The sequence below is a fragment of the Streptomyces sp. NPDC040410 genome, from assembly GCF_055595715.1.
Map to the genome: position 1 here is coordinate 97,708 of NZ_JBVIVK010000019.1, position 26,015 is coordinate 123,722.

Annotated in this window: 21 protein-coding genes; 17 read left to right on the forward strand and 4 right to left on the reverse strand. The window is 71.9% G+C overall.

Going from position 1 to position 26,015, the window contains the following annotated elements:
- Positions 1–247 precede the first annotated feature (247 nt).
- Complete coding sequence (locus tag ACZ562_RS30485) at positions 248–2,188, forward strand: acyl-CoA dehydrogenase family protein (protein ID WP_471185593.1); 1,941 nt, start codon at positions 248–250, stop codon at positions 2,186–2,188.
- A 31-nt stretch (positions 2,189–2,219) separates the two neighbouring features.
- Here the strand turns inward: ACZ562_RS30485 and ACZ562_RS30490 are convergent, their stop codons facing one another.
- The gene (locus tag ACZ562_RS30490) at positions 2,220–2,672 is read right to left on the reverse strand and encodes a lamin tail domain-containing protein (protein ID WP_471185595.1); all 453 of its coding nucleotides are present in this window, start codon (positions 2,670–2,672) and stop codon (positions 2,220–2,222) included.
- A gap of 186 nt (positions 2,673–2,858) precedes the next feature.
- Between ACZ562_RS30490 and dxr the strand changes: the two genes are divergently transcribed.
- From dxr to ACZ562_RS30520, 6 genes are all read left to right on the forward strand, one after another.
- On the forward strand, positions 2,859–4,142 hold the full coding sequence (gene dxr / locus ACZ562_RS30495) for a 1-deoxy-D-xylulose-5-phosphate reductoisomerase (protein WP_471185598.1): 1,284 nt from the start codon (positions 2,859–2,861) through the stop codon (positions 4,140–4,142).
- Positions 4,143–4,150: 8 nt separating this feature from the next.
- Positions 4,151–5,443: a M50 family metallopeptidase gene (locus ACZ562_RS30500; RefSeq protein WP_471185686.1), complete on the forward strand. Its 1,293-nt coding sequence runs from the start codon at positions 4,151–4,153 to the stop codon at positions 5,441–5,443.
- A 168-nt stretch (positions 5,444–5,611) separates the two neighbouring features.
- The gene (gene ispG, locus ACZ562_RS30505; RefSeq protein ID WP_471185600.1) at positions 5,612–6,769 is read left to right on the forward strand and encodes a flavodoxin-dependent (E)-4-hydroxy-3-methylbut-2-enyl-diphosphate synthase; all 1,158 of its coding nucleotides are present in this window, start codon (positions 5,612–5,614) and stop codon (positions 6,767–6,769) included.
- A 482-nt stretch (positions 6,770–7,251) separates the two neighbouring features.
- The gene (locus ACZ562_RS30510) at positions 7,252–8,100 is read left to right on the forward strand and encodes a GNAT family N-acetyltransferase (protein ID WP_471185602.1); all 849 of its coding nucleotides are present in this window, start codon (positions 7,252–7,254) and stop codon (positions 8,098–8,100) included.
- An 85-nt stretch (positions 8,101–8,185) separates the two neighbouring features.
- Positions 8,186–8,749 (forward strand): GNAT family N-acetyltransferase, encoded by a 564-nt coding sequence (locus ACZ562_RS30515; protein WP_471185606.1) that lies wholly within the window; start codon positions 8,186–8,188, stop codon positions 8,747–8,749.
- Between the two features lie 465 nt (positions 8,750–9,214).
- Positions 9,215–10,915 carry a proline--tRNA ligase gene (locus tag ACZ562_RS30520; protein ID WP_471185608.1) on the forward strand — a complete coding sequence of 567 codons (1,701 nt, stop codon included), beginning with the start codon at positions 9,215–9,217 and terminating at the stop codon, positions 10,913–10,915.
- A gap of 223 nt (positions 10,916–11,138) precedes the next feature.
- On the opposite strand, the gene ACZ562_RS30525 is transcribed toward ACZ562_RS30520, so the two are convergent.
- The 3 genes from ACZ562_RS30525 to ACZ562_RS30535 are packed head-to-tail and all read right to left on the reverse strand — an operon-like array spanning position 11,139 to position 13,124.
- The gene (locus ACZ562_RS30525; protein WP_471185610.1) at positions 11,139–12,047 is read right to left on the reverse strand and encodes an aminoglycoside phosphotransferase family protein; all 909 of its coding nucleotides are present in this window, start codon (positions 12,045–12,047) and stop codon (positions 11,139–11,141) included.
- A gap of 40 nt (positions 12,048–12,087) precedes the next feature.
- On the reverse strand, positions 12,088–12,552 hold the full coding sequence (locus ACZ562_RS30530) for a ferritin-like domain-containing protein (RefSeq protein WP_471185613.1): 465 nt from the start codon (positions 12,550–12,552) through the stop codon (positions 12,088–12,090).
- Entirely contained in the window at positions 12,549–13,124 is a 576-nt protein-coding gene (locus tag ACZ562_RS30535) for a hypothetical protein (protein ID WP_471185616.1), read from the reverse strand. Before ACZ562_RS30535 ends, ACZ562_RS30530 begins: the two co-directional genes overlap by 4 nt.
- A gap of 283 nt (positions 13,125–13,407) precedes the next feature.
- On the opposite strand from ACZ562_RS30535, the gene rimP reads away from it, so the two are divergent.
- The 10 genes from rimP to ACZ562_RS30585 all read left to right on the forward strand — a co-directional run.
- Positions 13,408–13,917, forward strand: coding sequence for a ribosome maturation factor RimP (gene rimP / locus ACZ562_RS30540; RefSeq protein WP_471185619.1), 510 nt, complete (start codon positions 13,408–13,410; stop codon positions 13,915–13,917).
- A gap of 2 nt (positions 13,918–13,919) precedes the next feature.
- Positions 13,920–14,906, forward strand: coding sequence for a transcription termination factor NusA (gene nusA / locus ACZ562_RS30545; RefSeq protein ID WP_471185621.1), 987 nt, complete (start codon positions 13,920–13,922; stop codon positions 14,904–14,906).
- 102 nt (positions 14,907–15,008) lie between these two features.
- A complete protein-coding gene (locus tag ACZ562_RS30550; RefSeq protein ID WP_471185624.1) occupies positions 15,009–15,290 on the forward strand; it encodes a YlxR family protein in 282 nt (93 codons plus the stop codon).
- Positions 15,291–15,452: 162 nt separating this feature from the next.
- A complete protein-coding gene (infB, locus tag ACZ562_RS30555) occupies positions 15,453–18,569 on the forward strand; it encodes a translation initiation factor IF-2 (RefSeq protein ID WP_471185627.1) in 3,117 nt (1,038 codons plus the stop codon).
- A gap of 155 nt (positions 18,570–18,724) precedes the next feature.
- Complete coding sequence (locus ACZ562_RS30560; RefSeq protein ID WP_471185629.1) at positions 18,725–19,018, forward strand: DUF503 domain-containing protein; 294 nt, start codon at positions 18,725–18,727, stop codon at positions 19,016–19,018.
- Positions 19,019–19,058: 40 nt separating this feature from the next.
- Positions 19,059–19,505: a 30S ribosome-binding factor RbfA gene (gene rbfA, locus ACZ562_RS30565; protein WP_471185632.1), complete on the forward strand. Its 447-nt coding sequence runs from the start codon at positions 19,059–19,061 to the stop codon at positions 19,503–19,505.
- Positions 19,502–20,407, forward strand: a complete 906-nt coding sequence (gene truB, locus ACZ562_RS30570; protein WP_471185634.1) for a tRNA pseudouridine(55) synthase TruB — start codon at positions 19,502–19,504, stop codon at positions 20,405–20,407. Before rbfA ends, truB begins: the two co-directional genes overlap by 4 nt.
- Before the next feature lie 259 nt (positions 20,408–20,666).
- Positions 20,667–24,560 (forward strand): trypsin-like peptidase domain-containing protein, encoded by a 3,894-nt coding sequence (locus ACZ562_RS30575; RefSeq protein ID WP_471185636.1) that lies wholly within the window; start codon positions 20,667–20,669, stop codon positions 24,558–24,560.
- Positions 24,561–24,697: 137 nt separating this feature from the next.
- Positions 24,698–25,672 (forward strand): bifunctional riboflavin kinase/FAD synthetase, encoded by a 975-nt coding sequence (locus ACZ562_RS30580; RefSeq protein ID WP_471185639.1) that lies wholly within the window; start codon positions 24,698–24,700, stop codon positions 25,670–25,672.
- A 149-nt stretch (positions 25,673–25,821) separates the two neighbouring features.
- Positions 25,822–26,015: hypothetical protein (locus ACZ562_RS30585; protein ID WP_471185642.1), on the forward strand; the 194-nt coding region annotated here is incomplete at its 3' end.

Sequence of the window (26,015 nt, forward strand, 5' to 3'; positions counted from 1 at the left end):
CGACTTCACGCAGGCACTCGTACGGCGCAAGCTGTTCAGTAATGACAAGTACGTCTCCGGCATCGAGTCCGGCACCGGGGTTTTCAGGGGTTCGGGCCGTCCGGACACCAGGGCGCACCCGGTGGACATCGGCTGAACGGCGACGCGAGGGGTGGTGACCACGCCCGGGATCGGGTACATACGATCGGGTAGCACCCGTCGGTAACCAATACGGTCCAAGATCCCTATTCGCGGCGAGGTGAGCCTCATGTCCGCTCCACCCACCCCCTCTTCCCGACCCACCGTCACCGAACGTGAGGCCCGCCAGGTGGCGGAGGCAGCCCGCGAACAGGACTGGCGCAAGCCCAGCTTCGCCAAGGAACTGTTCCTCGGCCGCTTCCGGCTCGACCTGGTCCACCCGCACCCCACCCCCGCCACCGAGGCCGTACAGCGCGGGGAGGAGTTCCTGGCCAAACTCCGCGACTTCTGCGAGACGAAGGTGGACGCGGCCCTCATCGAGCGCGAGGCCAGGATCCCCGACGAGGTCATCAACGGGCTCAAGGAGCTCGGCGCCCTCGGCATGAAGATCGACACCAGGTACGGCGGTCTCGGCCTCACCCAGGTGTACTACAACAAGGCGCTCGCTTTGGCTGGCTCTGCCTGCCCGGCGATCGGCGTCCTGCTGTCGGCTCACCAGTCGATCGGCGTACCGCAGCCGCTCAAGCTGTTCGGCACGCCCGAGCAGAAGGAGGCGTTCCTGCCCCGGTGCGCCCGCACCGACATCAGCGCCTTCCTCCTCACCGAGCCCGACGTCGGTTCGGACCCGGCACGCCTCGCCACCTCGGCCGTGCCCGACGGGGACGACTACGTCCTCGACGGGGTGAAGCTGTGGACGACCAACGGCGTGGTCGCCGACCTGCTGGTCGTGATGGCCCGGGTGCCGAAGAGCGAGGGCCACAAGGGCGGTATCACGGCCTTCGTCGTGGAGACCAACTCGCCCGGCGTGACGGTCGAGAACCGCAACGCCTTCATGGGCCTGCGCGGCATCGAGAACGGCGTCACCCGCTTCCACCAGGTCCGGGTTCCGGCCGCCAACCGCATCGGCCCCGAGGGGGCCGGCCTCAAGATCGCGCTGACCACCCTCAACACGGGGCGGCTCTCCCTCCCGGCGTCCTGTGTGGCCGCCGGCAAGTGGTGCCTGAAGATCGCCCGCGAGTGGTCGGCGGCCCGCGAGCAGTGGGGCAAGCCGATCGCCCAGCACGAGGCGGTGGGGGCGAAGATCTCCTTCATCGCGGCCACCACCTTCGCCCTGGAGGCGGTACTCGACCTGTCCTCGCAGATGGCCGACGAGGACCGCAACGACATCCGCATCGAGGGCGCGCTGGCCAAGCTCTTCGCCTCCGAGATGGGCTGGCGCATCGCCGACGAGCTGGTCCAGATCCGGGGCGGCCGCGGCTTCGAGACGGCGGCGTCCCTGGCCGCCCGCGGCGAACGCGCGGTCCCCGCCGAACAGGTTTTGCGCGACCTGCGGATCAACCGCATCTTCGAGGGATCAACCGAGATCATGCATCTGCTGATCGCGCGCGAGGCGGTCGATGCCCATCTGTCGGTGGCGGGTGACCTGATCGACCCCGACAAGTCGCTGTCGGACAAGGCGAAGGCGGGTGCGAACGCAGGCGTCTTCTACGCCAAGTGGCTGCCGAAGCTGGTCGCGGGACCGGGACAACTTCCGCGCTCCTACGGCGAGTTCAGGCATGGAGTGGACCTCTCCGGACACCTGCGCTACGTCGAGCGCACGGCCCGCAAGCTCGCCCGCTCCACCTTCTACGCCATGTCCCGCTGGCAGGGCCGGATGGAGACCAAGCAGGGCTTCCTGGGCCGGATCGTCGACATCGGTGCCGAGCTGTTCGCGATGAGCGCGGCCTGCGTACGCGCCGAACTCCTGCGCAGCCAGGGCGACCACGGCCGTGAGGCCTACCAGCTGGCCGACGCGTTCTGCCGCCAGTCCCGCATCCGCGTCGAGGAACTCTTCGGCCGCCTGTGGAACAACACCGACGACGTCGACCGCAAGGTCGTCAAGGGCGTCATGTCGGGCACCTTCGAATGGCTGGAGCAGGGCATCGTCGACCCGTCGGGCGAGGGCCCGTGGATCGCCGACGCCACCCCGGGCCCCTCCCAGCGGGAGAACGCCCACCGCCCCATCAGGTGAGTCACCCGCGGGGCGGCGGAGCGCACGTACCTCAGCAGTACTTGTAGCCGCTGCCCCGCGAGGACCACGAGCACGAGTCGACCCTGGTGCCGCTCGCCTTGTAGAGCTTCGCGGTGTCACCGGCGTTGTTCCAGACGTACCAGGAGCGGCCCCAGTACTTGTGGGCGCCGGTGTTCGTGCCCTCGCCGGTGTGCACCGTCTTGGAGGCGCCGGCGCCGATCCGCACATCGCCGAAGGTGTACGTGTAGCCCGTCTCGTCCTTGATCTTCCAGCCCTTGAGGGAGACCGTCGAGGAGGTCGAGTTCTTGATCCTGACCCACTCGCCGTTGAGGCTCGTGTTGGAACCGCTGTCCGGGGAGCCCGGGCTGTCGTAGTACACCTCGTGGATGTGAACGGATCCGGCGGCCTGGGCCGGAGAGCCGAGCACGGTGCCGGTGAGCAGAGCGGCGCCCGCGAGCGCGGGCAGGGCGGCGCGTATACGCATGGAGATATCCCCCCGGATGTCGTCCTGTGGCCGGTCGTCCGCCGACCAGGACTGAAGTGTTATCACATGATCTTCACCTTGGCTTCACAAGGCGGATTCTGTTTCATTCGGTGGCGAGAGCAGACAAGACACCCGCCCGAGGGACGTGCTGTCCTCCGGGAGGCCCGTTGCGGCAACAATGGAGGGATGAGCGACAGTCCAGCCCCCTCAGGGCGCGGGTCGGAAGCCCTCGCCCTCGCCGACCCGCACCTCGTCTACGACCCCGTGGCGGGCGACGGCCCGAAGGACGTGGTGATCCTCGGCTCCACCGGCTCGATCGGCACCCAGGCCATCGACCTCGTGCTGCGCAACCCCGGCCGCTTCCGGGTCACCGCGCTCTCCGCCAACGGCGGACGGGTCGCCCTCCTCGCCGAGCAGGCGCACCGGCTGCGAGTGCGGACCGTGGGCGTCGCCCGCGAGGACGCCGTACCGGCCCTGCGCGAGGCGCTCGCCGCGCAGTACGGCGCGGGGGAGCCGCTCCCCGAGATCCTCGCCGGACCGGAGGCCGCCACCCGGCTCGCCGCATCCGACTGCCACACCGTCCTCAACGGCATCACCGGATCCATCGGCCTCGCCCCGACGCTCGCCGCCCTGGAGGCGGGACGCACCCTCGCGCTGGCCAACAAGGAGTCGCTCATCGTGGGCGGCCCGCTGGTCAGGGCCCTCGCCAAGCCCGGGCAGATCATCCCGGTCGACTCCGAGCACGCCGCCCTCTTCCAGGCACTGGCGGCCGGCACCAGGGCGGACGTACGCAAACTCGTCGTCACGGCGTCCGGCGGCCCTTTCCGCGGCCGCACGAAGGAGCAGTTGGCGCACGTCACCGTCGAGGACGCCCTCGCCCACCCGACCTGGGCCATGGGACCGGTCATCACGATCAACTCCGCGACCCTCGTCAACAAGGGCCTGGAGGTCATCGAGGCACACCTGCTGTACGACATTCCCTTCGATCGCATTGAGGTCGTCGTGCACCCGCAGTCGTATGTCCACTCGATGGTTGAGTTCACGGACGGATCGACACTGGCCCAGGCGACGCCTCCCGACATGCGCGGGCCAATCGCCATCGGTCTCGGCTGGCCCGAGCGCGTCCCCGACGCGGCCCCGGCCTTCGACTGGAGCACGGCGTCGACGTGGGAGTTCTTCCCGCTCGACAACGACGCGTTCCCGTCGGTCGACCTCGCCCGGCACGTGGGACAGCTCGCGGGCACCGCACCGGCGGTGTTCAATGCGGCCAACGAGGAGTGCGTGGAGGCCTTCCGGGCCGGCGCGCTGCCGTTCAACGGGATCATCGATACGGTGACACGCGTGGTGGAGGAGCACGGCACCCCGCGCGCGGGAACCTCGCTCACCGTCGCGGACGTCCTCGAAGCGGAGACCTGGGCCCGCACCCGGGCCCGGGAACTGACGGCACAGACGGCGGAGGCCCGTGCATGACGACCCTGATGATGATCCTCGGCATAGTCGTCTTCGCGTTCGGCCTGCTGGTCTCGATCGCTTGGCACGAGCTGGGGCATCTGTCCACGGCCAAGCTCTTCGGCATCCGCGTGCCGCAGTACATGGTCGGCTTCGGCCCCACCATCTGGTCGCGCAACAAGGGCGAGACCGAGTACGGGATCAAGGCCATCCCGTTCGGCGGCTACATCCGCATGATCGGCATGTTCCCGCCGGGACCCGACGGCCGCATGGAGGCACGCTCCACCTCCCCCTGGCGCGGCATGATCGAGGACGCCCGCTCGGCCGCCTTCGAGGAACTCAAGCCGGGTGACGAGACCCGCCTCTTCTACACGCGCGCGCCCTGGAAGCGCGTCATCGTCATGTTCGCGGGCCCGTTCATGAACCTCATCCTGGCCGTGGCCCTGTTCTTCGCCGTCCTCATGGGCTTCGGCGTCGCCCAGCAGACCACCACGGTCAGCTCGGTCTCCAAGTGCGTCATCGCACAGAGCGAGAACCGCGACACGTGCAAGAAGTCCGACCCCGCAGCGCCGGCCGCCGCCGCGGGCCTCAAGCCGGGCGACAAGATCGTCTCCTTCAACGGCGTGCGGACCGACGACTGGAACAAGCTCTCCGACCTCATCCGCGCCAACCCCGGCAAGGACGTGCCGATCGTCGTCGAACGCAAGGGTCAGGACGTCACCCTGCACGCGAAGATCGCCACCAACCAGGTCGCGAAGAAGGACGCCGGCGGACAGATCGTCCAGGGGCAGTACGTCAACGCCGGCTTCCTCGGCTTCAGCGCGGCCACCGGCATCGTGAAGCAGGACTTCGGCGACTCCGTGACCTGGATGGGCGACCGGGTCGGCGACGCCGTCGACTCCATCGCCGACCTCCCCGCCAAGATCCCGGGCCTGTGGGACGCGGCCTTCGGCGACGGCAAGCGCGCCGACGACTCGCCGATGGGCGTCGTCGGCGCGGCCCGCGTCGGCGGCGAGATCTTCACCCTCGACATCCCGGCCACCCAGCAGCTCGCCATGTTCGTGATGCTGGTCGCGGGCTTCAACCTCTCGCTGTTCCTCTTCAACATGCTCCCGCTGCTGCCGCTGGACGGCGGTCACATCGCGGGCGCGCTGTGGGAGTCGCTGCGCCGCAACACGGCGAAGGTGCTGCGCCGCCCGGACCCGGGCCCGTTCGACGTGGCGAAGCTGATGCCGGTCGCCTACGTGGTGGCCGGGATCTTCGTCTGCTTCACCATCCTGGTTCTGATCGCCGACGTGGTTAACCCGGTGCGCATCTCGTAGCCACGCGGAGTTCGAGGCGGCCCGGAATGCTCGTTTCCGGGCCGCCTCCCAATGGGTGGGATCGCGGGCGGGATGTGCTCCGGCCACGGGACGTGCCGTAATCTCGAAGCCTGGAGCCCGCTGCTGACGGGACCGGACCTTGATCCACGACTTGGGGTTGCACAGCAGATGACTGCGATTTCTCTCGGCATGCCGTCCGTTCCGACCAAGCTCGCCGAGCGCCGCAAGAGCCGGCAGATCCAGGTCGGATCCGTGGCGGTGGGCGGCGACGCGCCCGTGTCGGTGCAGTCCATGACAACGACCCGCACGTCCGACATCGGCGCCACGCTCCAGCAGATCGCCGAACTGACCGCGTCCGGCTGCCAGATCGTCCGTGTGGCCTGCCCCACCCAGGACGACGCCGACGCCCTGGCGACCATCGCGCGCAAGTCCCAGATCCCCGTCATCGCGGACATCCATTTCCAGCCGAAGTACGTCTTCGCGGCCATCGAGGCCGGCTGCGCCGCGGTACGCGTCAACCCCGGCAACATCAAGCAGTTCGACGACAAGGTCAGGGAGATCGCCAAGGCGGCGAACGAGCACGGCACCCCGATCCGCATCGGCGTGAACGCGGGCTCGCTGGACCGGCGCCTGCTCCAGAAGTACGGCAAGGCGACCCCCGAGGCGCTCGTCGAGTCCGCCCTCTGGGAGGCGTCCCTCTTCGAGGAGCACGACTTCCGGGACATCAAGATCTCCGTCAAGCACAACGACCCGGTCGTGATGATCGAGGCGTACCGCCAGCTGGCCGCCCAGTGCGACTACCCGCTGCACCTGGGGGTCACGGAGGCGGGCCCGGCCTTCCAGGGCACGATCAAGTCTGCGGTGGCCTTCGGGGCGCTGCTGTCGCAGGGCATCGGCGACACCATCCGCGTCTCCCTCTCCGCGCCGCCCGCCGAGGAGGTCAAGGTCGGCCTGCAGATCCTGGAGTCGCTGAACCTCAAGCAGCGCGGCCTGGAGATCGTCTCCTGCCCGTCCTGCGGCCGTGCCCAGGTCGACGTCTACAAGCTGGCCGAAGAGGTGACAGCCGGCCTGACCGGCATGGAGGTCCCGCTCCGTGTCGCCGTCATGGGCTGCGTCGTCAACGGCCCCGGCGAGGCCCGCGAGGCCGACCTCGGCGTCGCCTCCGGCAACGGCAAGGGCCAGATCTTCGTCAAGGGCGAGGTCATCAAGACCGTCCCCGAGTCCAAGATCGTGGAGACCCTCATCGAGGAGGCCATGAAGCTGGCCGAGCAGATGGAGGCGGACGGGGTGGCCTCCGGCGAACCGGAGATCTCGGTCGCGGGCTGACCTCGCGGGCAGGAGCGGCGGCGTGCCGCCTGCGTCCCGGCCGCCCCTTCGATCGCCGGCGCGTCCGCCCGCCGCCGGCACACAGTCCTCGGCCGCCGGCATGAGGTCCAGCTCGGGGGGACCACTCCCGGCCTCCGCACTCCTTCACCACCCGGTCGGCCGCGACGAACTCCGGGAAGCTCTCGCCGCACAGCTCCGCCAGGCCCTGTCGCCGGATTCCCGCCCGCCCCGCGACGCCGTGCACGCTCCCCCACTGCCTGAAGGGCGTGGGAGGTGCCCCCACTCGCCGCAGGGCCCGCCCTCCGGGCGGACGACGGGAATCTGACGACAGGACCCAGGTGTTCAGCGGGCCATGTGCGAGCGTCGGTTCGCTGCGTCCCGATGACCATGGACCGCCGTATCACGCGGACGCGGGGGGCGGCGCGGCACATTTTCGGCAGGTACAGTGCGGAAATCAGCAGACCTTAGGTGAGGCGCCGTACGTGTTGACCCAGACCACCTCCCGGGTTCTCGAACCGAGCGACCTGGACGCCGCGCTCGCCGTCCTCGACCGCGAGCCGGTCACGAACGCCTTCGTGACATCCCGGGTGCAGGTCGCGGGCCTGGACCCATGGCGGCTCGGCGGCGAGATGTGGGGCTGGTACGAGGACGGAATGCTGACGTCCCTGTGCTACGCGGGCGCCAACCTCGTTCCGATCTGCGCCACCCCGCGCGCCGTACGCGCCTTCGCCGACCGCGCCCGCCGGGCCGGCCGCCGCTGCTCCTCCATCGTCGGCCCCGCCGACACCACCGCCGCGCTGTGGCGCCTGCTCGAACCCAGCTGGGGCCCGGCCCGCGAGGTCCGAGGCCGCCAGCCGCTCATGATCACCGACCGCATGCCCGCCCACATCGCCCCGGATCCGTACGTCCGCCGCATCCGCAAGGACGAGATGGAGACGATCATGCCGGCGTGCGTGGCCATGTTCACCGAAGAGGTCGGCGTCTCCCCGCTCGCGGGAGACGGCGGGCTGCTGTACCAGGCCCGGGTCGCCGAACTCGTCGGCTCCGGCCGCTCCTTCGCCCGCCTGGACACCGACGGCAAGGTCGTCTTCAAGGCCGAGATCGGCGCCGCGACCGCCCGTGCCTGCCAGATCCAGGGCGTGTGGGTGGCCCCCGAGTACCGGGGGAGGGGAGTGGCGGCGCCGGGCATGGCGGCGGTGCTCCGCTACGCGCTGGCGGACGTGGCCCCCGTGGTGAGCCTGTACGTCAACGACTTCAACACCCCTGCGAGGAGGACGTACCGGCGAGTGGGCTTCCAGGAGGTCGGCGCGTTCATGAGTGTCCTGTTCTGAGCGGGCCCGGAGGCGCGGAGATCTGCGCCATCAGCCCCGCAGCCGGCACCCGAACGACAACCGCCGTCCCCTGTACTCTCCCCACATGCGATTTCCCGGTCACGGCCACCCCCACCCCGAAGACATCGTGATCGGCCCTCTCGACCTCTCCGCCCGCGTCGACGAGGCCCTCGCAGTCCAGGCGGTGGCCTTCGGCCTCGGCTCCGACGAGATCGCCGTACGCCGCCAGATCGTCCTGCGCCACATGACCTACCCGGGAGCCCGCGCCCTCGGTGCCACCACCGCCGGACGGCTGGTGGGCTTCGTCTACGGCATGCCCAACGACCGCACCCACTGGTGGTCCACCGTGGTGGAGCCCTACCTGCGTGCCCGGGGCCACGACGACTGGCTCGACAACTCCTTCGTGATCACCGAACTGCACGTCCACCCGAGCCACCAGAACCGGGGTGTGGGCAGAGGCCTGATCACCGCGATCACGGACACCGCCGCCGAACCCCGCTCGATCCTCTCCGCGATCGACACGGACAGCCCCGCCCGCGGCCTCTACCACTCCCTCGGCTACCAGGACCTGGCCCGCCAGGTCCTCTTCCCCAGTGCCCCGAAGCCCTACGCCGTGATGGGCGCCCCCTTGCCCCTCCGGCGCCGCTAGGCCCTGTCGTCGGATTCCCGCCTGCCCCGCGAGGCCATGCACGCTCCCCACTGCCTCAAGGGCGTGGGAGGTGCCCCCACTCGCCGCACCGTGCCCTGGCCCGCGTACAGCCAAGCCAGTACGAGGGCCAGGGCCCCCGGGACGCCGGGAGCACGCACACGAGGGCCAGGGCCCCCGGGACGCCGGGAGCACGCACACGAGGGCCAGGGCCCCCGGGACGCCGGGAGCACGCACACGAGGGCCAGGGCCCGGCACGCCGGGAGCACGCACCTGGCGCCGCGGAGCCCGCCCTCCGGGCGTACGACGGGCAGGTGACGGCGGGACCTGGGGCCTCCCGGCGGATCCATCAGCCGCCGCTGCTTCCCCCGGCGTGATCCGCCGGGCAGGCCCTAACCGATTTCCACCGTCCCGTGCCGCCCCGCTAACCTCCTGGCATCACCCTCACGCAGCAGGAGTACGAGAACCATGGCGAACGCACCGGTCCAGCGCATGTCCCAGTTGATGGCGAAGACGCTGCGCGACGACCCGGCGGACGCCGAGGTCCTCAGCCACAAGCTGCTCGTCCGCGCCGGCTACGTCCGCCGTACCGCCGCCGGCATCTGGAGTTGGCTGCCGCTCGGCAAGAAGGTGCTCGCCAACGTGGAGCGGATCGTCCGTGAGGAGATGGACGCGATCGGCGCCCAGGAGGTGCTGCTCCCCGCCCTGCTGCCGCGGGAGCCGTACGAGGCGACCGGCCGCTGGAACGAGTACGGCGCCGAGCTGTTCCGCCTCAACGACCGCAAGGGCGGCGACTACCTCCTCGGCCCCACCCACGAGGAGATCTTCACCCTGCTGGTGAAGGACCAGGCGTCCTCGTACAAGGACCTGCCGGTGATCCTCTACCAGATCCAGCACAAGTACCGGGACGAGGCCCGCCCCCGCGCCGGCATCCTGCGCGGCCGGGAGTTCCTCATGAAGGACTCCTACTCCTTCGACCTGGACGACGAGGGCCTCGCCCGGTCCTACGCCCTGCACCGTCAGGCGTACCAGAAGGTCTTCGAGCGCCTCGGCCTCGACCACCGCATCTGCGCCGCCACCGCGGGCGCGATGGGAGGCTCCAAGTCGGAGGAGTTCCTCGCCCCGGCCGGAGCCGGCGAGGACACCTTCGCGGACTGCCCGAACTGCGACTTCGCGGCCAACACCGAGGCGATCACGTACGAGCTGAAGCCGGTGGACGCCGCCGGCGTGCCCGTGGCCGAGGAGATCCCGACGCCGGACACCCCGACCATCGAGACCCTCGCCGCCCACCTCGGCGTCCCGGCCTCCGCCACCCTGAAGAACCTCCTCGTCAAGGTCGACGGCGAGATCGTCGCCGTGGGCGTCCCGGGTGACCGCGAGGTCGACATGGGCAAGGTCGAGGCACACTTCGCCCCGGCCGCTGTCGAACTGGTCACCGCCGACGACTTCGTGGGCCGCCCGGACCTGGTCCGCGGCTACGTCGGCCCGCAGGGCCGGGACAAGCTCAGGTACATCGCCGACCCCCGCGTGGCGCCGGGCACGGTGTGGATCACGGGCGCCAACAAGGAGCACACCCACGCGAAGAACGTGGTCGCGGGCCGTGACTTCGAGGTCGACGAGTACGTCGACGTCGTGGTGGTGCAGGAGGGCGATCCGTGCCCCAACTGCGGCACCGGGCTCAAGCTCGACCGGGCCATCGAGATCGGCCACATCTTCCAGCTGGGCCGCAAGTACGCCGACGCCCTCAAGCTCGATGTCCTCGGCCAGAACGGCAAGCCGGTCCGCGTCACCATGGGCTCGTACGGCATCGGTGTCTCCCGCGCGGTCGCGGCACTCGCCGAACAGACCGCCGACGACAAGGGCCTGTGCTGGCCGAAGGAGGTCGCCCCGGCCGACGTGCACGTCGTCGCCGCGGGCAAGGCCCTGCAGACCGAACTGGCGCTCGACGTCTCCGAGAAGCTGCGGGCGGCCGGGCTCCGCGTCCTGGTCGACGACCGGGCCGGGGTGTCCCCGGGCGTGAAGTTCACGGACTCCGAGCTGATCGGCGTACCGCAGATCCTGGTGGCCGGGCGGCGCGCCGCCGAGGGCGTGCTGGAGCTGAAGGACCGCAGGACCGGCGAGCGCGAGGAGCTGACGGTCGAGGAGGCCGTCGCACGCCTGTCGGCATGATGTGAACGCGTCTCTCAGAGACTTCTGCCGAGGCGTATGGGCGCCGCAGAAGACTTCTCGCAGGCCGTTTTTCAACCGTAGGGCGTGACACAGGGGCACTACGGTCGGGGAACGGTCATGCCGGCGAGGGAACGAGGCGCCGCGGCAGCGGTCCGCAGAAGGGTTCCGCAGAAGGGCTCCGAAGGGCACAGAGCCGATCCGGCCGGGAATGTGACACGGGCTCTCAGAGCCAGCCCGCGAACTCCAGCAGCAGCTCCGCGTCCTGCGGCCGTCCCACCCGCAGGGCCCGCACCCCCGACTCCACGGCCCGGAACAAGGCCCAGCCCCGCAGCCGCTCCTGGTCCACCTCCAGCGACTCCGCGAGCCGCTTCACCCGCCGGCGGGTGGTCGTGGCGCCCGACGGCGAGGCGATCAGGTCCTCCACCCGGTCGCGCACCAGCCGCGCCAGATCGAAGGCACACTCGCCGACCACGGGATCGGGACCCACGGCCAGCCACGGCATCCGCTCGGCGGCGAGCACCTTGCTCTGCCGGAAGGTCCCGTGCAGCAGCCGGCGCTCGGGCGGCGCGGCCAGCAGTTCCTCGCGTGCCGCGAGCGCCGCGGCGACCAGGGGTGCCACCTCGGCATCGGCGTCGGCGCTCGCCCGCATCGCCTCGGCCTGCCGACCGGTCCGCTCGGCCACGCTCTCGAAGGCACGGGCGTCCTCGTCGCCCGGTGGCTCGACCCACAGCCGCCGCAGCGTCCCGGCCGCCTCCAGCAGTGCCTTCGCCTCCGGCAACGACCGCACCGACACATCCGGGTGCAGCCGCTCCAACAGCAGTACACCGGGGGCCGCGAACGGTTCCAGGAGTTGTACGGCACCCATGCCGGCCCAGTGCGCGAGCGCGGCCCGCTCGCTCTCCGGCCGGGCCCGGCGCGGGGCGAGCTTCAGCACCGCGGGCGTCCCGTCCGGCCGCCGCACCAGCACGACCAGACTGCTGCGCCCGCCCGGCTCCTGCACCCGCTCCACGGTCAACTCGCCCAGCGCGACGGCCTGTCGCATCGCCTCGGGCAGCTTGTCCAACCAGTCGTCACCGTCCGGGGCGCTCTCACCGAGCGCCCTCACCAGACGCTGCGGCGGTTCGAAAGCCATGCGCGAGTTGTTCCCTTCCCGTACGTGCCGAGCGGTGCCGTTACGCCGTCGGCGTCGCCGATGCCGTGACCGTGCCGGCCCGCTCGGCGAGACCAGGGAAGGCTACGCTCTCGCCGCGCCAGCGCACCGCCCGCACCGCCGCCTCCCGCAGCGCCTCGGCGGCCGTGCGCCGCGTCTCGCCCTCGGCTGCCCGCACCAGGTCGGAGTACACCCCGGCCACCCGGTCCTCCAGCTCGACGGCGAGCCTGACCGCCGCGGCCGAGTCGGGGACGGGGAAGGGCAGCGCGTACGCCGCGGCCGCGGCCACCGGCTTGCCGCCGAGGTCCCGTACCGCTCGCGACAGTGCGTCGCGTCGCGCCCGGTGGGCGTCGTACGCGGCCCGGGCCTCGGTCCGCCGGCCCTCGCGGATGCGCCCGCCGACCACCCCGTAGCCGTACACCGCCGCGTGCTCGGCGGCCAGCGCGGCCTGCAGCGCCTCCAGCTCCGCTTCCTTCGCCGCGCTCACCCGGCCCCCTCCGTCAGCAGATACGCGTGCGCCGCTCCGGCCGCCGCGACCGAGGCCAGCAGCCGGGCCAGCTCGCCCGGCACGTCGAGCAGCGCCTTGGCACGCCGGTCGGCGAGCGCGCGCTCCGCGGCGGCGAGCTGGGCGACGGCGTCCTTCTCGTTCGCCGGCACGGCAGCCGGTCCGTTCTGCGGCGCGGCGGGCGACGGATCGGCCGACGGGTCGGTGGAGGTCGGGGCCGCGGACACCGTCTGGGACGCCTCCCGGTTCTTCCCGGACGCTCCGGTCCCCCCGAACGCCTTCACATGCCGCGTCACTTCCGCCCGCAGCGGCCCCAGCCGCTCCGCCAGCGCCGGATGCACGGCGAGCACCGCGTCGTACGACTCCACCAGCCCCCCGCTGTCGCGCGCCGCACGCGCGCGTGCCCGCTGGGCGGCCGACGGGCTGCCGCTCGTGCCGGCGGAGTCCTCGGACGCGTCGGAGCAACCGACCAGGAGGGCGGCGCCCGCGGCCGAGGCGAGCAGGGTTCTTCGGCGCGGCCCGGAGCGGGGCCGCGAGGGCGGGGGGAGCGGCACGGCAGACGTCCTCGGGGGAGCTCGTAGGAAGAAAACACCACAGCAGGGCGGCACGCCCGTGATCACGGTACCCGTGCACCCGCCCGCCATCACTCAGCGGCACCGCCCGCGCCCCGCAGCACGCCGGACGCGGGCCCGGCGCGGGCCCGGCGGAGTCCCGACCGCAGGCCCGACGAAGGCTTGGCGGACGCCCGGTGGACGGCAACACTCCCCGGGACCGGATACCCTTTGACCAGACACGCGACCTTCCCACAACAGCACACGCGGCCGAGGAGTCACCCGGATGAGCACCACCCAGAGCGAGAGGCTGCGAGAGCTCCTGGAACCGCTCGTCAGCTCCCAGGGCCTGGATCTCGAAGAGATCGCGGTGGACTCGGTCGGCCGTAAGCGTGTGCTGCGTGTCGTCGTCGACTCCGACACGGGCGCCGATCTGGACCAGATCGCCGATGTGAGCCGCGCGCTCTCGGCAAAGCTCGACGAGACCGACGCGATGGGCCAGGGCGAGTACACCCTCGAGGTCGGCACCCCGGGCGCGGAGCGCGCTCTCACCGAGCACCGCCACTACGTGCGCGCCACCGACCGGCTGGTCAAGTTCCAGCTCCACGAGGGGGGCGAACTCGTCGCCCGCATCCTCCAGGCGGACGAAGAAGGTCTCGACGTCGAGGTTCCCGGTGTGAAGGGCCGCAAGGCAACCACCCGCAGACTCGCGTTCCCGGACATCGTCAAGGCGCGCGTCCAGGTCGAGTTCAGCCGCAAGGACAAGAAGGACATGAAGGAAGAGGAGGAGGCGTAGCCGTGGACATCGACATGAGTGCCCTGCGGGGCTTGGTGCGGGAGAAGGAGATCTCCTTCGACCTGCTGGTCGAGGCGATCGAGTCGGCCCTCCTCATCGCCTACCACCGCACCGAGGGAAGCCGCCGTCACGCGCGCGTGGAGCTCAACCGGGAGACCGGGCATGTGACCGTGTGGGCGAAGGAGGATCCCGAGGACCTCGAAGAGGGCCAGGAGCCCCGCGAGTTCGACGACACCCCGTCCGGCTTCGGCCGTATCGCCGCCACCACCGCCAAGCAGGTCATCCTGCAGCGGCTGCGCGACGCCGAGGACGACGCGACGCTCGGCGAGTACGCCGGCCGCGAGGGCGACATCGTCACCGGTGTGGTCCAGCAGGGGCGTGACCCCAAGAACGTGCTCGTCGACATCGGCAAGCTGGAGGCCATCCTCCCGGTGCAGGAGCAGGTGCCGGGCGAGACGTACCCGCACGGCATGCGTCTTCGCTCGTACGTCGTCCGGGTGGCGAAGGGTGTCCGCGGCCCGTCCGTGACGCTGTCCCGTACGCACCCCAATCTGGTGAAGAAGCTCTTCGCCCTGGAGGTGCCGGAGATCGCCGACGGCTCCGTCGAGATCGCCGCCATCGCACGCGAGGCCGGTCACCGCACGAAGATCGCGGTACGGTCCACCCGTTCGGGTCTGAACGCCAAGGGCGCCTGTATCGGCCCCATGGGCGGCCGGGTGCGCAGCGTCATGGGCGAGCTGAACGGCGAGAAGATCGACATCGTCGACTGGTCGGACGACCCGGCCGAGATGGTGGCGAACGCGCTGTCCCCGGCCCGCGTCTCCAAGGTGGAGGTCGTGGACATGGCGGCCCGGTCCGCCCGGGTGACCGTGCCGGACTACCAGCTGTCGCTGGCGATCGGCAAGGAAGGGCAGAATGCCCGGCTCGCGGCACGGCTGACCGGCTGGCGGATCGACATCCGTCCGGACACCGAACAGCCGGGGGAATAGATCTCGGCCTGTAGTGGGTCGGATCACGTCAGTTATATGCGCGGCAAGTGTTCGATTCCTGCCCCAAAGGGGTGAGGTCGCCGCGGGGAGGTAGACTTAACAGTGTCTGGCCGGACGCACGCCCGAGTATGCCCTGAACGCACCTGTGTGGGGTGCCGGGAGCGAGCGGCCAAGACCGATCTGCTGCGCATCGTGGCGATCAAGGACGCATGCGTCCCCGATCCTCGCGGTACGCTGCCCGGCCGGGGTGCGTATGTACACCCCGCCCTGGTCTGTCTCGACCAGGCGGTACGCCGCCGGGCGTTCACGCGGGCGCTGCGCGCCCCGGGAGCGCTCGACACAAAGGCGTTGCGCCAGTACGTCGAGCAGACAGACAGTTGCTGAGCAGGCAACACCGTAAGACGCGTCGCGCGGAACCCCGTGCGGCCCTGGTACCCCGCGAGTTGGAAGTAGGTCGAGATTGCGATGAGCACTCGATGAGCACGCGATGAGTACGCCCATGAAGTAGCGACGGTCCGGACCCAACCCGGACCTAAAAGGAGCGAAGTGGCTAAGGTCCGGGTATACGAACTCGCCAAGGAGTTCGGTGTGGAGAGCAAGGTCGTCATGGCCAAGCTCCAGGAACTCGGTGAATTCGTCCGTTCGGCGTCTTCGACCATCGAAGCGCCTGTTGTCCGCAAACTGACGGACGCCCTCCAGCAGGGCAACGGAGGCGGCAAGGCCGCCCCCGCTCGCAAGGCTGCCCCGGCGAAGCCGGCAGCCCCCTCTCCGGCGCAGGCTGCCCGTCCGGCCGCCCCGCGCCCGCCGGCCCCCAAGCCGGCCGCAGCCGAGAGGCCCGCGGCTCCGGCCGCCCCGGCCACTCCCGGCTCGCGGCCCACCCCGGGCCCGAAGCCCGCGCCGCGGCCCGCCCCGGCGTCTCCGGCGCCCACCACCCCCGAGTTCACGGCACCCCCGTCGGCTCCCGCGGCTCCGGCCGCCTCCTCCGGCTCCGGCCCCCGTCCGGGCGCCCCGCGTCCGGCCGGCCAGGCTCCGCGTCCGGGCGCCCGCCCGGCCGGTCCCGGCCAGGGCCGTGGCGACCGTGGCGACCGTGGCGACCGTCCGGGCGCCCCGCGTCAGGGTGGCCAGGCTCCGCGTCCCGGTGCCCGTCCGGCCGGTCCCCGTCCGGGCAACAACCCGTTCACCTCCGGCGGCTCCACCGGCATGGCGCGTCCGCAGGCGCCCCGTCCCGGCGGCGCCCCGCGTCCCGGCGGCCCCGGTGCCCCCGGCGGCGCTCCGCGTCCCCAGGGCGCGGGTCAGGGCGGTCCCCGTCCCCAGGGCGCGGCGGGCGGTCCCCGCCCGCAGGCTCCGGGCGGCGCGCGTCCCACCCCGGGCGGTATGCCCCGTCCGCAGGGCGGCGGCCCGCGTCCCGGCGGCGGCCCCGGCGGTCCGCGTCCCAATCCCGGCATGATGCCGCAGCGTCCGGCTGCCGGCCCGCGTCCCGGTGGCGGTGGCCCCGGCGGCCGCGGTCCCGGCGGCGGTGGCGGTCGACCCGGTGGCGGCGGCGGTCGTCCGGGCGGCGGCGGCTTCGCCGGCCGTCCCGGTGGCGGCGGTGGTGGCGGCGGCTTCGCCGGCCGTCCCGGCGGTCCCGGTGGCGGCGGTGGCGGCGGCTTCGCCGGCCGTCCCGGCGGTCCCGCGGGTGGCGGCGGTGGCCGTCCCGGCTTCGGCGGTCGTCCCGGTGGGCCGGGCGGTCGCGGTGGCACGCAGGGCGCCTTCGGCCGTCCCGGCGGTCCCGCGCGTCGCGGTCGCAAGTCGAAGCGGCAGAGGCGCCAGGAGTACGAGGCCATGCAGGCCCCGTCGGTCGGCGGCGTGATGCTGCCTCGCGGCAACGGCGAGACCATTCGCCTGTCGCGCGGTGCCTCCCTCACCGACTTCGCGGAGAAGATCAACGCCAACCCGGCGTCGCTCGTCGCGGTCATGATGAACCTGGGCGAGATGGTCACGGCCACGCAGTCCGTCTCCGACGAGACGCTGCAGCTCCTCGCGGGCGAGATGAACTACGCGGTTCAGATCGTCAGCCCCGAGGAGGAGGACCGCGAGCTGCTCGAGTCCTTCGACATCGAGTTCGGCGAGGACGAGGGCGGCGAGGAGGACCTGGTCGTCCGCCCGCCGGTCGTCACCGTCATGGGTCACGTCGACCACGGCAAGACCCGACTGCTCGACGCCATCCGCAAGACGAACGTCATCGCGGGCGAGGCCGGCGGCATCACCCAGCACATCGGTGCCTACCAGGTCGCGACCGAGGTCAACGACGAAGAGCGCAAGATCACCTTCATCGACACCCCGGGTCACGAGGCGTTCACCGCCATGCGTGCCCGTGGTGCGAAGTCGACCGACATCGCGATCCTGGTCGTCGCGGCCAACGACGGCGTCATGCCGCAGACGGTCGAGGCGCTCAACCACGCCAAGGCGGCCGACGTCCCCATCGTCGTCGCGGTCAACAAGATCGACGTCGAGGGCGCCGACCCGACCAAGGTGCGCGGTCAGCTGACCGAGTACGGCCTGGTGGCCGAGGAGTACGGCGGCGACACGATGTTCGTCGACATCTCCGCGAAGCAGGGTCTGCACATCGACTCCCTGCTGGAGGCCGTGGTCCTCACCGCCGACGCCTCGCTCGACCTGCGCGCCAACCCGAACCAGGACGCGCAGGGCATCTCGATCGAGTCCCGCCTCGACCGCGGTCGCGGTGCCGTGTCGACGGTCCTCGTCCAGCGAGGCACGCTGCGGGTCGGCGACACGATGGTGGTCGGCGACGCGTACGGCCGAGTCCGGGCGATGCTCGACGACAACGGCAACAACGTCGCCGAGGCCGGCCCGTCGACGCCGGTCCAGGTCCTGGGCCTGACCAACGTCCCGGGTGCGGGCGACAACTTCCTGGTGGTAGACGAGGACCGTACGGCCCGTCAGATCGCCGAGAAGCGCGCCGCCCGTGAGCGCAACGCCGCGTTCGCCAAGCGCACGCGCCGCGTCTCCCTCGAGGACCTGGACAAGGTGCTCAAGGCCGGCGAGGTCCAGCAGCTCAACCTCATCATCAAGGGTGACGCTTCTGGTTCCGTCGAGGCGCTCGAGTCGTCCCTGCTCCAGCTGGACGTCGGCGAAGAGGTCGACATCCGCGTCCTGCACCGCGGCGTCGGTGCGGTCACGGAGTCGGACATCGACCTGGCGATGGGCTCGGACGCCATCGTGATCGGCTTCAACGTGCGCGCCGCCGGGCGTGCCGCGCAGATGGCCGAGCGCGAGGGCGTGGACGTCCGCTACTACTCGGTCATCTACCAGGCGATCGAGGAGATCGAGGCGGCCCTCAAGGGCATGCTCAAGCCGGAGTTCGAGGAGGTCGAGCTCGGCACGGCGGAGATCCGCGAGGTCTTCAAGTCGTCCAAGCTGGGCAACATCGCGGGTGTGCTCATCCGCTCCGGCGAGGTCCGCCGCAACACCAAGGCGCGCCTCATCCGCGACGGCAAGGTGGTCGCGGAGAACCTCAACATCGAGGGTCTGCGTCGCTTCAAGGACGACGTCACCGAGATCCGCGAAGGCTTCGAGGGCGGTATCAACCTCGGAAACTTCAACGACATCAAGGTCGACGACGTCATCGCGACGTACGAGATGCGCGAGAAGCCGCGCGCGTAAGCGCTCGGGCTTCCGAGACGGTCCGGTCCGGGGCCGGTCGACGGAGAGGAATTTCCGTCGATCGGCCCCGGCCGTTCGTTGTACGGTTCTGATGTCCCTGCCACACGGATGGCGGGGCCATCGATCCCGTACCGGCGGGTGAACCGGCTACACACATGTATGTGGGGACTCTGTCCTTCGACCTTCTCCTCGGCGACGTACGGTCGCTGAAGGAGAAACGCTCCGTCGTCCGCCCGATCGTCGCCGAGCTCCAGCGGAAGTACGCGGTGAGCGCGGCCGAGGTGGATCACACGGACCTTCACCGCAGGGCCGGCATCGGCCTCGCGATGGTGTCCGGCGACGCCGGGCACCTGAGCGAGGTGCTGGACCGGTGCGAACGGCTGGTCGCCGGCCGCCCCGAGGTGGAACTGCTGTCCGTCAGGCGGCGCTTCCACGGCGAAGACGACTGACGACCCGAGAACGAGACAGGAAAGAACGGGAGACGGACCAGTGGCCGACAACGCGCGGGCTAAAAGGCTGGCGGACCTCATCCGAGAGGTGGTGGCCCAGAAGCTGCAGCGCGGGATCAAGGACCCGCGGCTCGGCTCACACGTCACCATCACGGACACCCGGGTCACGGGTGATCTGCGGGAGGCGACCGTCTTCTACACGGTGTACGGGGACGACGAGGAGCGGGCGGCGGCCGCCGCCGGTCTGGAGAGCGCCAAGGGCGTGCTCCGCTCCGCGGTCGGTGCGGCTGCGGGCGTGAAGTTCACGCCGACGCTGACGTTCGTGGCGGACGCCCTGCCCGACACCGCCCGGACGATCGAGGACCTGCTCGACAGGGCGCGCCAGTCCGACGAGAAGGTGCGCGAGGTCTCGGCCGGCGCCACCTACGCCGGCGACGCCGACCCGTACAAGAAGCCGGGCGAAGACGAGGACGACGCCGCCGAATGACCCAGAAGCGCACCACGCCCGACGGCCTTGTCATCGTCGACAAGCCGTCGGGCTTCACTTCGCACGACGTGGTCGCCAAGATGCGCGGGATCGCCAGGACCCGCCGCGTCGGACACGCCGGCACCCTCGACCCCATGGCGACGGGGGTGCTCGTCCTGGGCGTCGAGAAGGCGACCAAGCTCCTCGGGCACCTCGCGCTGACCGAGAAGGAGTACCTCGGGACGATCCGCCTCGGGCAGACGACCCTCACCGACGACGCCGAGGGCGAGATCACGGGGTCGGCAGACGCCTCGAAGGTCACCCGCGACGCCGTCGACGCCGGCATCGCCAAGCTGACCGGCGACATCATGCAGGTGCCGTCCAAGGTCAGCGCCATCAAGATCGATGGAGTCCGGTCCTACAAGCGGGCGCGGGAGGGCGAGGACTTCGAGATCCCCGCCCGCCCCGTCACCGTCTCGTCGTTCAGCGTGTACGACGTCCGGAACGCCGTCGCCGAGGACGGCACCCCCGTGCTCGACCTCGTGGTCTCGGTGGTCTGCACCTCCGGCACCTACATCCGGGCGCTGGCCCGGGACCTGGGCGCCGACCTGGGCGTCGGCGGTCACCTCACCGACCTGCGCCGCACGCGCGTGGGGCCGTACAAGCTGGACTCCGCCAAGACGCTGGACCAGCTCCAGCAGGAGCTGACCGTGATGCCGATCGCGGAGGCGGCCACGGCCGCGTTCCCGCGCTGGGACGTCGACGCCAGGCGCGCCCGGCTGCTCACCAACGGTGTACGGCTCGAGATGCCCGACGAATACGCGGGCGGCGGTGCCGTGGCCGTGTTCGACCCCGAGGGCCGTTTTCTCGCGCTCGTCGAGGAACACAAGGGCAAGGCGAAGAGCCTGGCCGTCTTCGGCTGAGGGACGCTGTTCGTCCACCGGGTGTCCTGCCCGTGGAGCGGCGGCCACGGGTGTTCCACTGCCGCCGCTCCACGGTCCCCCCTCGGTTCCCCCACCCCTAGGGTGTATCCACCAACCCCCGCCATTTCACCCGTCCGGGCAGGCGCTCGGAGTGAACCGAGGGAGTGGAAGGGGGCGCTTTCGCCGCGCGATCTTTCCCGCTGATCACCTCGCGCCTACCGTCGAAGACAGGCACGGTGCACGGCGGGGAGGTTCGACCATGGCGGGACGGGGCCACGACCATCGGTCCCGGAGCGATGACGGGTCCCGGCGGGACGACCGGTCCCGCCACATCCGCCACGACGTCGTCGTACGCATCCACGACCTGGCCGGCCGCCGGCGCGGCACCGGCTTCATGGCCGGCCACGACGGCACGGTGATCACCAGCCACGAGGCCGTCGAGGGTCTGCCCCGGCTCGTGCTGTACTCCGCGGGCGACCGCAGCTGCGTCGTGACCGCCGACGCGGTGACCCCGTTGCCCGACCTGGACCTGGCCCTCGTACGCACCGACGGCCTCGGCCTGGACCCGCTCCCCGTCACCGCGCGGGACCGGATCGAGACCGGCACGTATGTCCGCATCGCCGCCGGCTGCTGGCGTGAGGCCCGTGTGCTGGGTACGGCCGACGTGACGTACACGACCACGGACCGCCGCCATCTCCTCGACGACGCCCTGGAGTTGGCGATCGGCACGGCGGGCCGGGACGCGCTGCGGCCGGGCGGCGGAGCCGCCGGGGGACCAGTGCTCGACGCCGGGACCGGCGCCGTGCTCGGCGTGCTCGGCACCGCGCTGCGGTGCGGCGACCGTGACACCGGATTCGCGGTGCCCCTGCGCTCCTCCTCCGCGGCCCGTGGCCGGTCCCGGCCGCCGGTGACCGACGGCCCGCTCGCCGACCTGCTCGCCCGCAACGCGGCAACCGTCCCCGCGTACGGCGCCGATCTCAACCTGGCCGGGGTACTGGAACTGACGGCCACCTCGGTGGGGCAGGACGGTCGCCCCAGGGTGTCGGCCGGTCACGCCGACCGTGCGGGCGCCGGGGGACCGGGGGCGGTCGAGCACGTCGAACGGGTCGCCGCGGCAGCGGAGTTCAGCGCGTTCGTGCACGGCCCCGCCGCCGTCCTCGCTCTCGTCGGGGAGCCCGGCAGCGGTCGTACGACGGAACTCGCGGCCCTTGCCGCACGGCGTGACCGGGGTGCCGAACCGGCCCCCACGCTGTGGCTCCGCGGCGCCGACCTGAAGGACGACGACGGCTCGGTGGCGGACGCGGCGCGCCGTGCGCTGGACCTGGCCGCCCGGATCGTCGCGGTGTCGCGGTCCGCGCTCCCCGCCGACCTCGGCGACCTCACCCCGGACCGGCTGGCCCGGCTCGCCCACACCGCCGGCCGCCCCCTGCTGCTCCTGCTCGACGGGCCCGAGGACATGCCCTCCGCCCTGGCCCACCGCCTGCCGGACTGGACGGCGCGGACGGCCGGTTGGCTGCGGGAGACGGGGGCACGGCTGGTGGTGGGGTGCCGGCCGGAGTTCTGGGAAGAGGCAGGGGCCGGATTTCCGGCGGAGCTGCTGCACGGCGTCCCGGCGGGCTCGGCGGGCGGTGGCCTGCCGCCCTGCGTGCACCTCGGCGACCTGCACGATGACGAAGCCCGCCGGGCCCGGGCCCGCTACGGCATCCCCGAAGGCGCCCTGGCCGAAGCCGACGCCCGCCACCCCCTCACCCTGCGCCTGTACTCCGAGATCCACGCGGCCCTCCAGGACGCCCCTGACGCCCGCGTCGACCGTGACCAGGTCTTCTCGGCCCACCTGGACCTGATGTGCCTGCGCGTCGCCGTACGGCTCGCCACGGAGAACGGCCTGCGCGGCACCGCCGTACGCCGCCTCGCCGCGAGGGTCGCCGGACAGGTGCACGAGGCCGCCCGGCGCAGCCTGGGCTCCGGGCAGGGCGAGCTGGACCGCGCGTCGTTCAAGTCGCTGTTCCCATGGGGCACCGCGCCGGCCCGGCTGGGCGGCGGCACCGGGTGGTCGTCCGCCGTCCTCACCGAGGGCCTGTTCGTCCCCGCGGGCGGCGGCTACCGCTTCGCCCACGAGGAACTCGCCGACTGGTTGCACGGCATGCACCTCGACCTGGACGAGGCACTGCGCGCCCTGGTCCACCGCCCTCACCCCCAGCCGCCGGTCCCGCACCACCGCATCGGACCTGTCGTGCAGGCCCTGCTGTTCCTCGGCCGTCAGCAGGGCCCGCCCCAACTTGCCCTCCGGCTAGAGGAGTTGGTGTACGCCCTGGATGCCGCCCCGTCTTCCTGGTGGGCCGCGCGGCTCCTCGCCGAGACCCTGCTGCGCGTACCCGACGCGACGCCGTACACGCACGTACTGCGGCTGCTGGCCGAAGGAATCGCGGGCCGCCGGCAACACGAAGGCCCCCTCCCCGCAGAGTTCGGCCCCGCCTTCTGGACCGCCCTCTCCCTCCCGACGGCCCCCCGCCTCGACCTGCTCCGCCACCTTGTCCTCGCGGACGGCCCACCCGCACTCCGCGACACGGCACCGGGGCGTCCCGCCGAGGCGGCACCAGGTAGGCCCGGCGATACGGCACGGGTCCGGCTTTCCGATGGCGCGCCGGCCCGGTCTGCCGAAACCGTGCCGCCGCGGCCCGCCGACGTGGCCTCTTCCTGGCCTGCCGAGACGACGCTGGTCCGGCCTGCGGATGCGCCAGGCCAGTCCTCGCCAGCCGACATGTCTTCGTCCTCGCCCTCCGAGGCGGCATATTGCCGGCCTGCAGAGAGGGCACTGGTCCGGCCTGCTGATGTGCCAGGCCTGTCGTCGCCCGCCGCCATGGCTTTGCCTGCCGAGACGCCACCGCCCCGCCCGGGCGGCACCGCTTCACCCCCACCGGGCGACACTGCTCCACCCCCGCCGGGCGACTCCGCGCCACCTCGTTTCCTCGATGTCGTCGCCGCGCTTCTCGCCGCTGACCCCGTCGCCGTACAACCGCACCTCGTCCGGTGGTTCGACGACGAACGGCCGTTGCCCGCCACGCCGCACGCCACCGTGGCGGAGGCCGCACAGGCGCTGCTGCACACACACCGGCACCGGGCCCTGGACGAACTGACGGAGGTGCTGGTCGGCAGCGACCACCGGCGGGCCGAAGAGCTGCTCACCGTACTGACAGAGGACGAGCCGTCCGCCCTTTGCCGCGCCGTGGACCGGTGGGTGCGCGACGAGCGGCCCGCGCGGCGGGGTGCGGCGGTGACGTACGGCCTGCGCACGGCGCCCCACGCCCGCACCGACGCCGACCGCGAGCTGCTCCGCCACACCGCCATGGCCCTGCTCGCCCGCCCCGCCGACTCCACCTTGCACGGCGCCGCGCTCGCCCTCCTCGTGCGGGATCCGCAGACCCGGCCCCGGCATCTCCCGCAGGCGCTCGCACACTTCGCGGCCGGCGACCCCCGGTTCCCGCCGAGCGCGCTGGTCGCCGCTCTGCCGACCCACCCCGAACCGGTCCTCGACGCCTTCCGCACGAGGCTCGGCCTGCCGGACGCCGGCGAGGCGCTGCGTACGCTCGCCGACGTCACCACACCCGCGCTGGCCCGCCGGGTCGCCGTCCTGGTACGAGAGGCCGTGGACCAGCGCCCAGAAACGGCCGTCCACGTCGCCGCGTACGTCGACCGGCGCCTCGACCAGGGCCCCACCGCCCGCGCCGTGCTCCTCCCGCTGGTCACCGGCCTGCTCGACGCCGGCCCGGAACCGGCGCGGGCCGAGCTCGCCGCCGTACTCGCCGCCCCCGGCACCCCCGCCTCCCGCTCCCTGCGCCGGGAACTCCTCGAATTCCTCCTGGCCCACGAACACGACCCCGCCGTCCTTGAAGTCCTGCTGCGCACGGCGGTGGAGCGGGGCGCCCCCGGCATCCGCGACCTCGTCCACCGGGTCGGCCTCCTCCTCGTCCGCACCCCGGACGGCGCGACCCGCTTCGACCGCCTCCTGGTCGACCTCGGCCGCCAGGTTCCCGGCTTCGCCGCCCTGGCTGCGGGCTGGCTGTCCGACACCCCGGGGGAGTGGGCGGCGGTCGTGGGCCCCAGCACCCACCGGATGATCGAGAACCTGGCGGGCGTACGCGTCCCCGCGTGACCGCGCGCGTGCGCGTGCGACCCGTCACAGCCCCCATGCCGATGCTGGGCGCGGCCACGCGGCATGGCACCCTTAGACCTGCGTAAGAGGCAGACACGGACACGGGTTCGACGAGGATGCGACGAGGAGCGGTCACAGTGCAGCGCTGGCGTGGCTTGGAGGACATCCCCCAGGACTGGGGGCGCAGCATCGTCACCATCGGCTCCTACGACGGTGTCCACCGCGGACACCAGCTGATCATCCGGCACGCCGTGGACCGCGCCCGTGAGCTGGGCGTTCCCTCCGTCGTCGTCACCTTCGACCCGCACCCCAGCGAGGTCGTGCGCCCCGGCAGCCACCCGCCGCTGCTCGCGCCGCACCACCGCCGCGCCGAGCTCATGGCCGGGCTGGGCGTGGACGCGGTTCTGATCCTGCCCTTCACGACCGAGTTCTCGAAGCTGTCGCCCGCCGACTTCGTCGTCAAGGTCCTCGTGGACAAGCTGCACGCGAAGGCGGTCGTCGAGGGCCCCAACTTCCGTTTCGGCCACAGGGCCGCGGGCGACGTGCAGTACCTCGCCGAACAGGGCAAGACCTACGACTTCGAGGTCGAGGTCGTCGACCTGTACGTCCGCGGCGAGGCGGGCGGCGGAGAGCCCTTCTCCTCGACCCTGACCCGCCGCCTGGTCGTCGAGGGCGACATCGAGGGCGCCGCCGAGATCCTCGGCCGCCCGCACCGGGTGGAGGGCGTCGTCGTCCGCGGCGCCCAGCGCGGCCGTGAGCTGGGCTTCCCCACGGCGAACGTCGAGACCCTCCCGCACACCGCGATCCCGGCCGACGGCGTCTACGCGGGATGGCTGCACGTGAACGGCGAGGCGATGCCGTCCGCGATCTCCGTCGGTACGAACCCGCAGTTCGACGGCACGGAGCGCACGGTGGAGGCGTACGCCATCGACCGGGTGGGCCTGGACCTGTACGGCCTGCACGTCGCCGTCGACTTCCTGGCCTTCGTGCGTGGCCAGGCGAAGTTCGACTCCATCGAGGCGCTGCTCGAGCAGATGGCGGCCGACGTGAAGCGATGCCGGGAACTGGTCGCGGCGGCGGAGTCCGCCGAGGCCGTGGGGTCCTCCGAGTAGTCGTCCGTACGACGCCGAAGGGCGGCCGGTGCCTGTGGGCGCCGGCCGCCCTTCGGCGTTCACGCCGTCACGGGCGGCTACTGCTGAGGGGGCTGGGGCGGGGGCGAACTCTGCGGGTAGCCCGCCGGGGGCTGGCCGGGCTGGCCGGGTTGCGGGTACTGCTGTCCCGGTTGCTGTGGGTGGGGCTGCCCGGCCTCCGGGTACGGCTGCCCGGTCGGCGGGTACTGCTGTGCCGGCTGCTGCGGGTCGGGCTGGCCGGGTTGCGGGTACTGCTGTCCCGGTTGCTGTGGGTGGGGCTGCCCGGCCTCCGGGTACGGCTGCCCGGTCGGCGGGTACTGCTGTG

Excerpts from the sequence above, each read along its gene's own strand:
- ACZ562_RS30485 (WP_471185593.1), top strand. The coding sequence starts at position 248 with ATGTCCGCTCCACCCACCCCCTCTTCCCGACCCACCGTCACCGAACGT.
- ACZ562_RS30490 (WP_471185595.1), bottom strand. The coding sequence starts at position 2,672 with ATGCGTATACGCGCCGCCCTGCCCGCGCTCGCGGGCGCCGCTCTGCTC.
- dxr (WP_471185598.1), top strand. The coding sequence starts at position 2,859 with ATGAGCGACAGTCCAGCCCCCTCAGGGCGCGGGTCGGAAGCCCTCGCC.
- ACZ562_RS30500 (WP_471185686.1), top strand. The coding sequence starts at position 4,151 with ATGATGATCCTCGGCATAGTCGTCTTCGCGTTCGGCCTGCTGGTCTCG.
- ispG (WP_471185600.1), top strand. The coding sequence starts at position 5,612 with ATGACTGCGATTTCTCTCGGCATGCCGTCCGTTCCGACCAAGCTCGCC.
- ACZ562_RS30515 (WP_471185606.1), top strand. The coding sequence starts at position 8,186 with ATGCGATTTCCCGGTCACGGCCACCCCCACCCCGAAGACATCGTGATC.
- ACZ562_RS30520 (WP_471185608.1), top strand. The coding sequence starts at position 9,215 with ATGGCGAACGCACCGGTCCAGCGCATGTCCCAGTTGATGGCGAAGACG.
- ACZ562_RS30525 (WP_471185610.1), bottom strand. The coding sequence starts at position 12,047 with ATGGCTTTCGAACCGCCGCAGCGTCTGGTGAGGGCGCTCGGTGAGAGC.
- rimP (WP_471185619.1), top strand. The coding sequence starts at position 13,408 with ATGAGCACCACCCAGAGCGAGAGGCTGCGAGAGCTCCTGGAACCGCTC.
- ACZ562_RS30560 (WP_471185629.1), top strand. The coding sequence starts at position 18,725 with ATGTATGTGGGGACTCTGTCCTTCGACCTTCTCCTCGGCGACGTACGG.
- truB (WP_471185634.1), top strand. The coding sequence starts at position 19,502 with ATGACCCAGAAGCGCACCACGCCCGACGGCCTTGTCATCGTCGACAAG.
- ACZ562_RS30575 (WP_471185636.1), top strand. The coding sequence starts at position 20,667 with ATGGCGGGACGGGGCCACGACCATCGGTCCCGGAGCGATGACGGGTCC.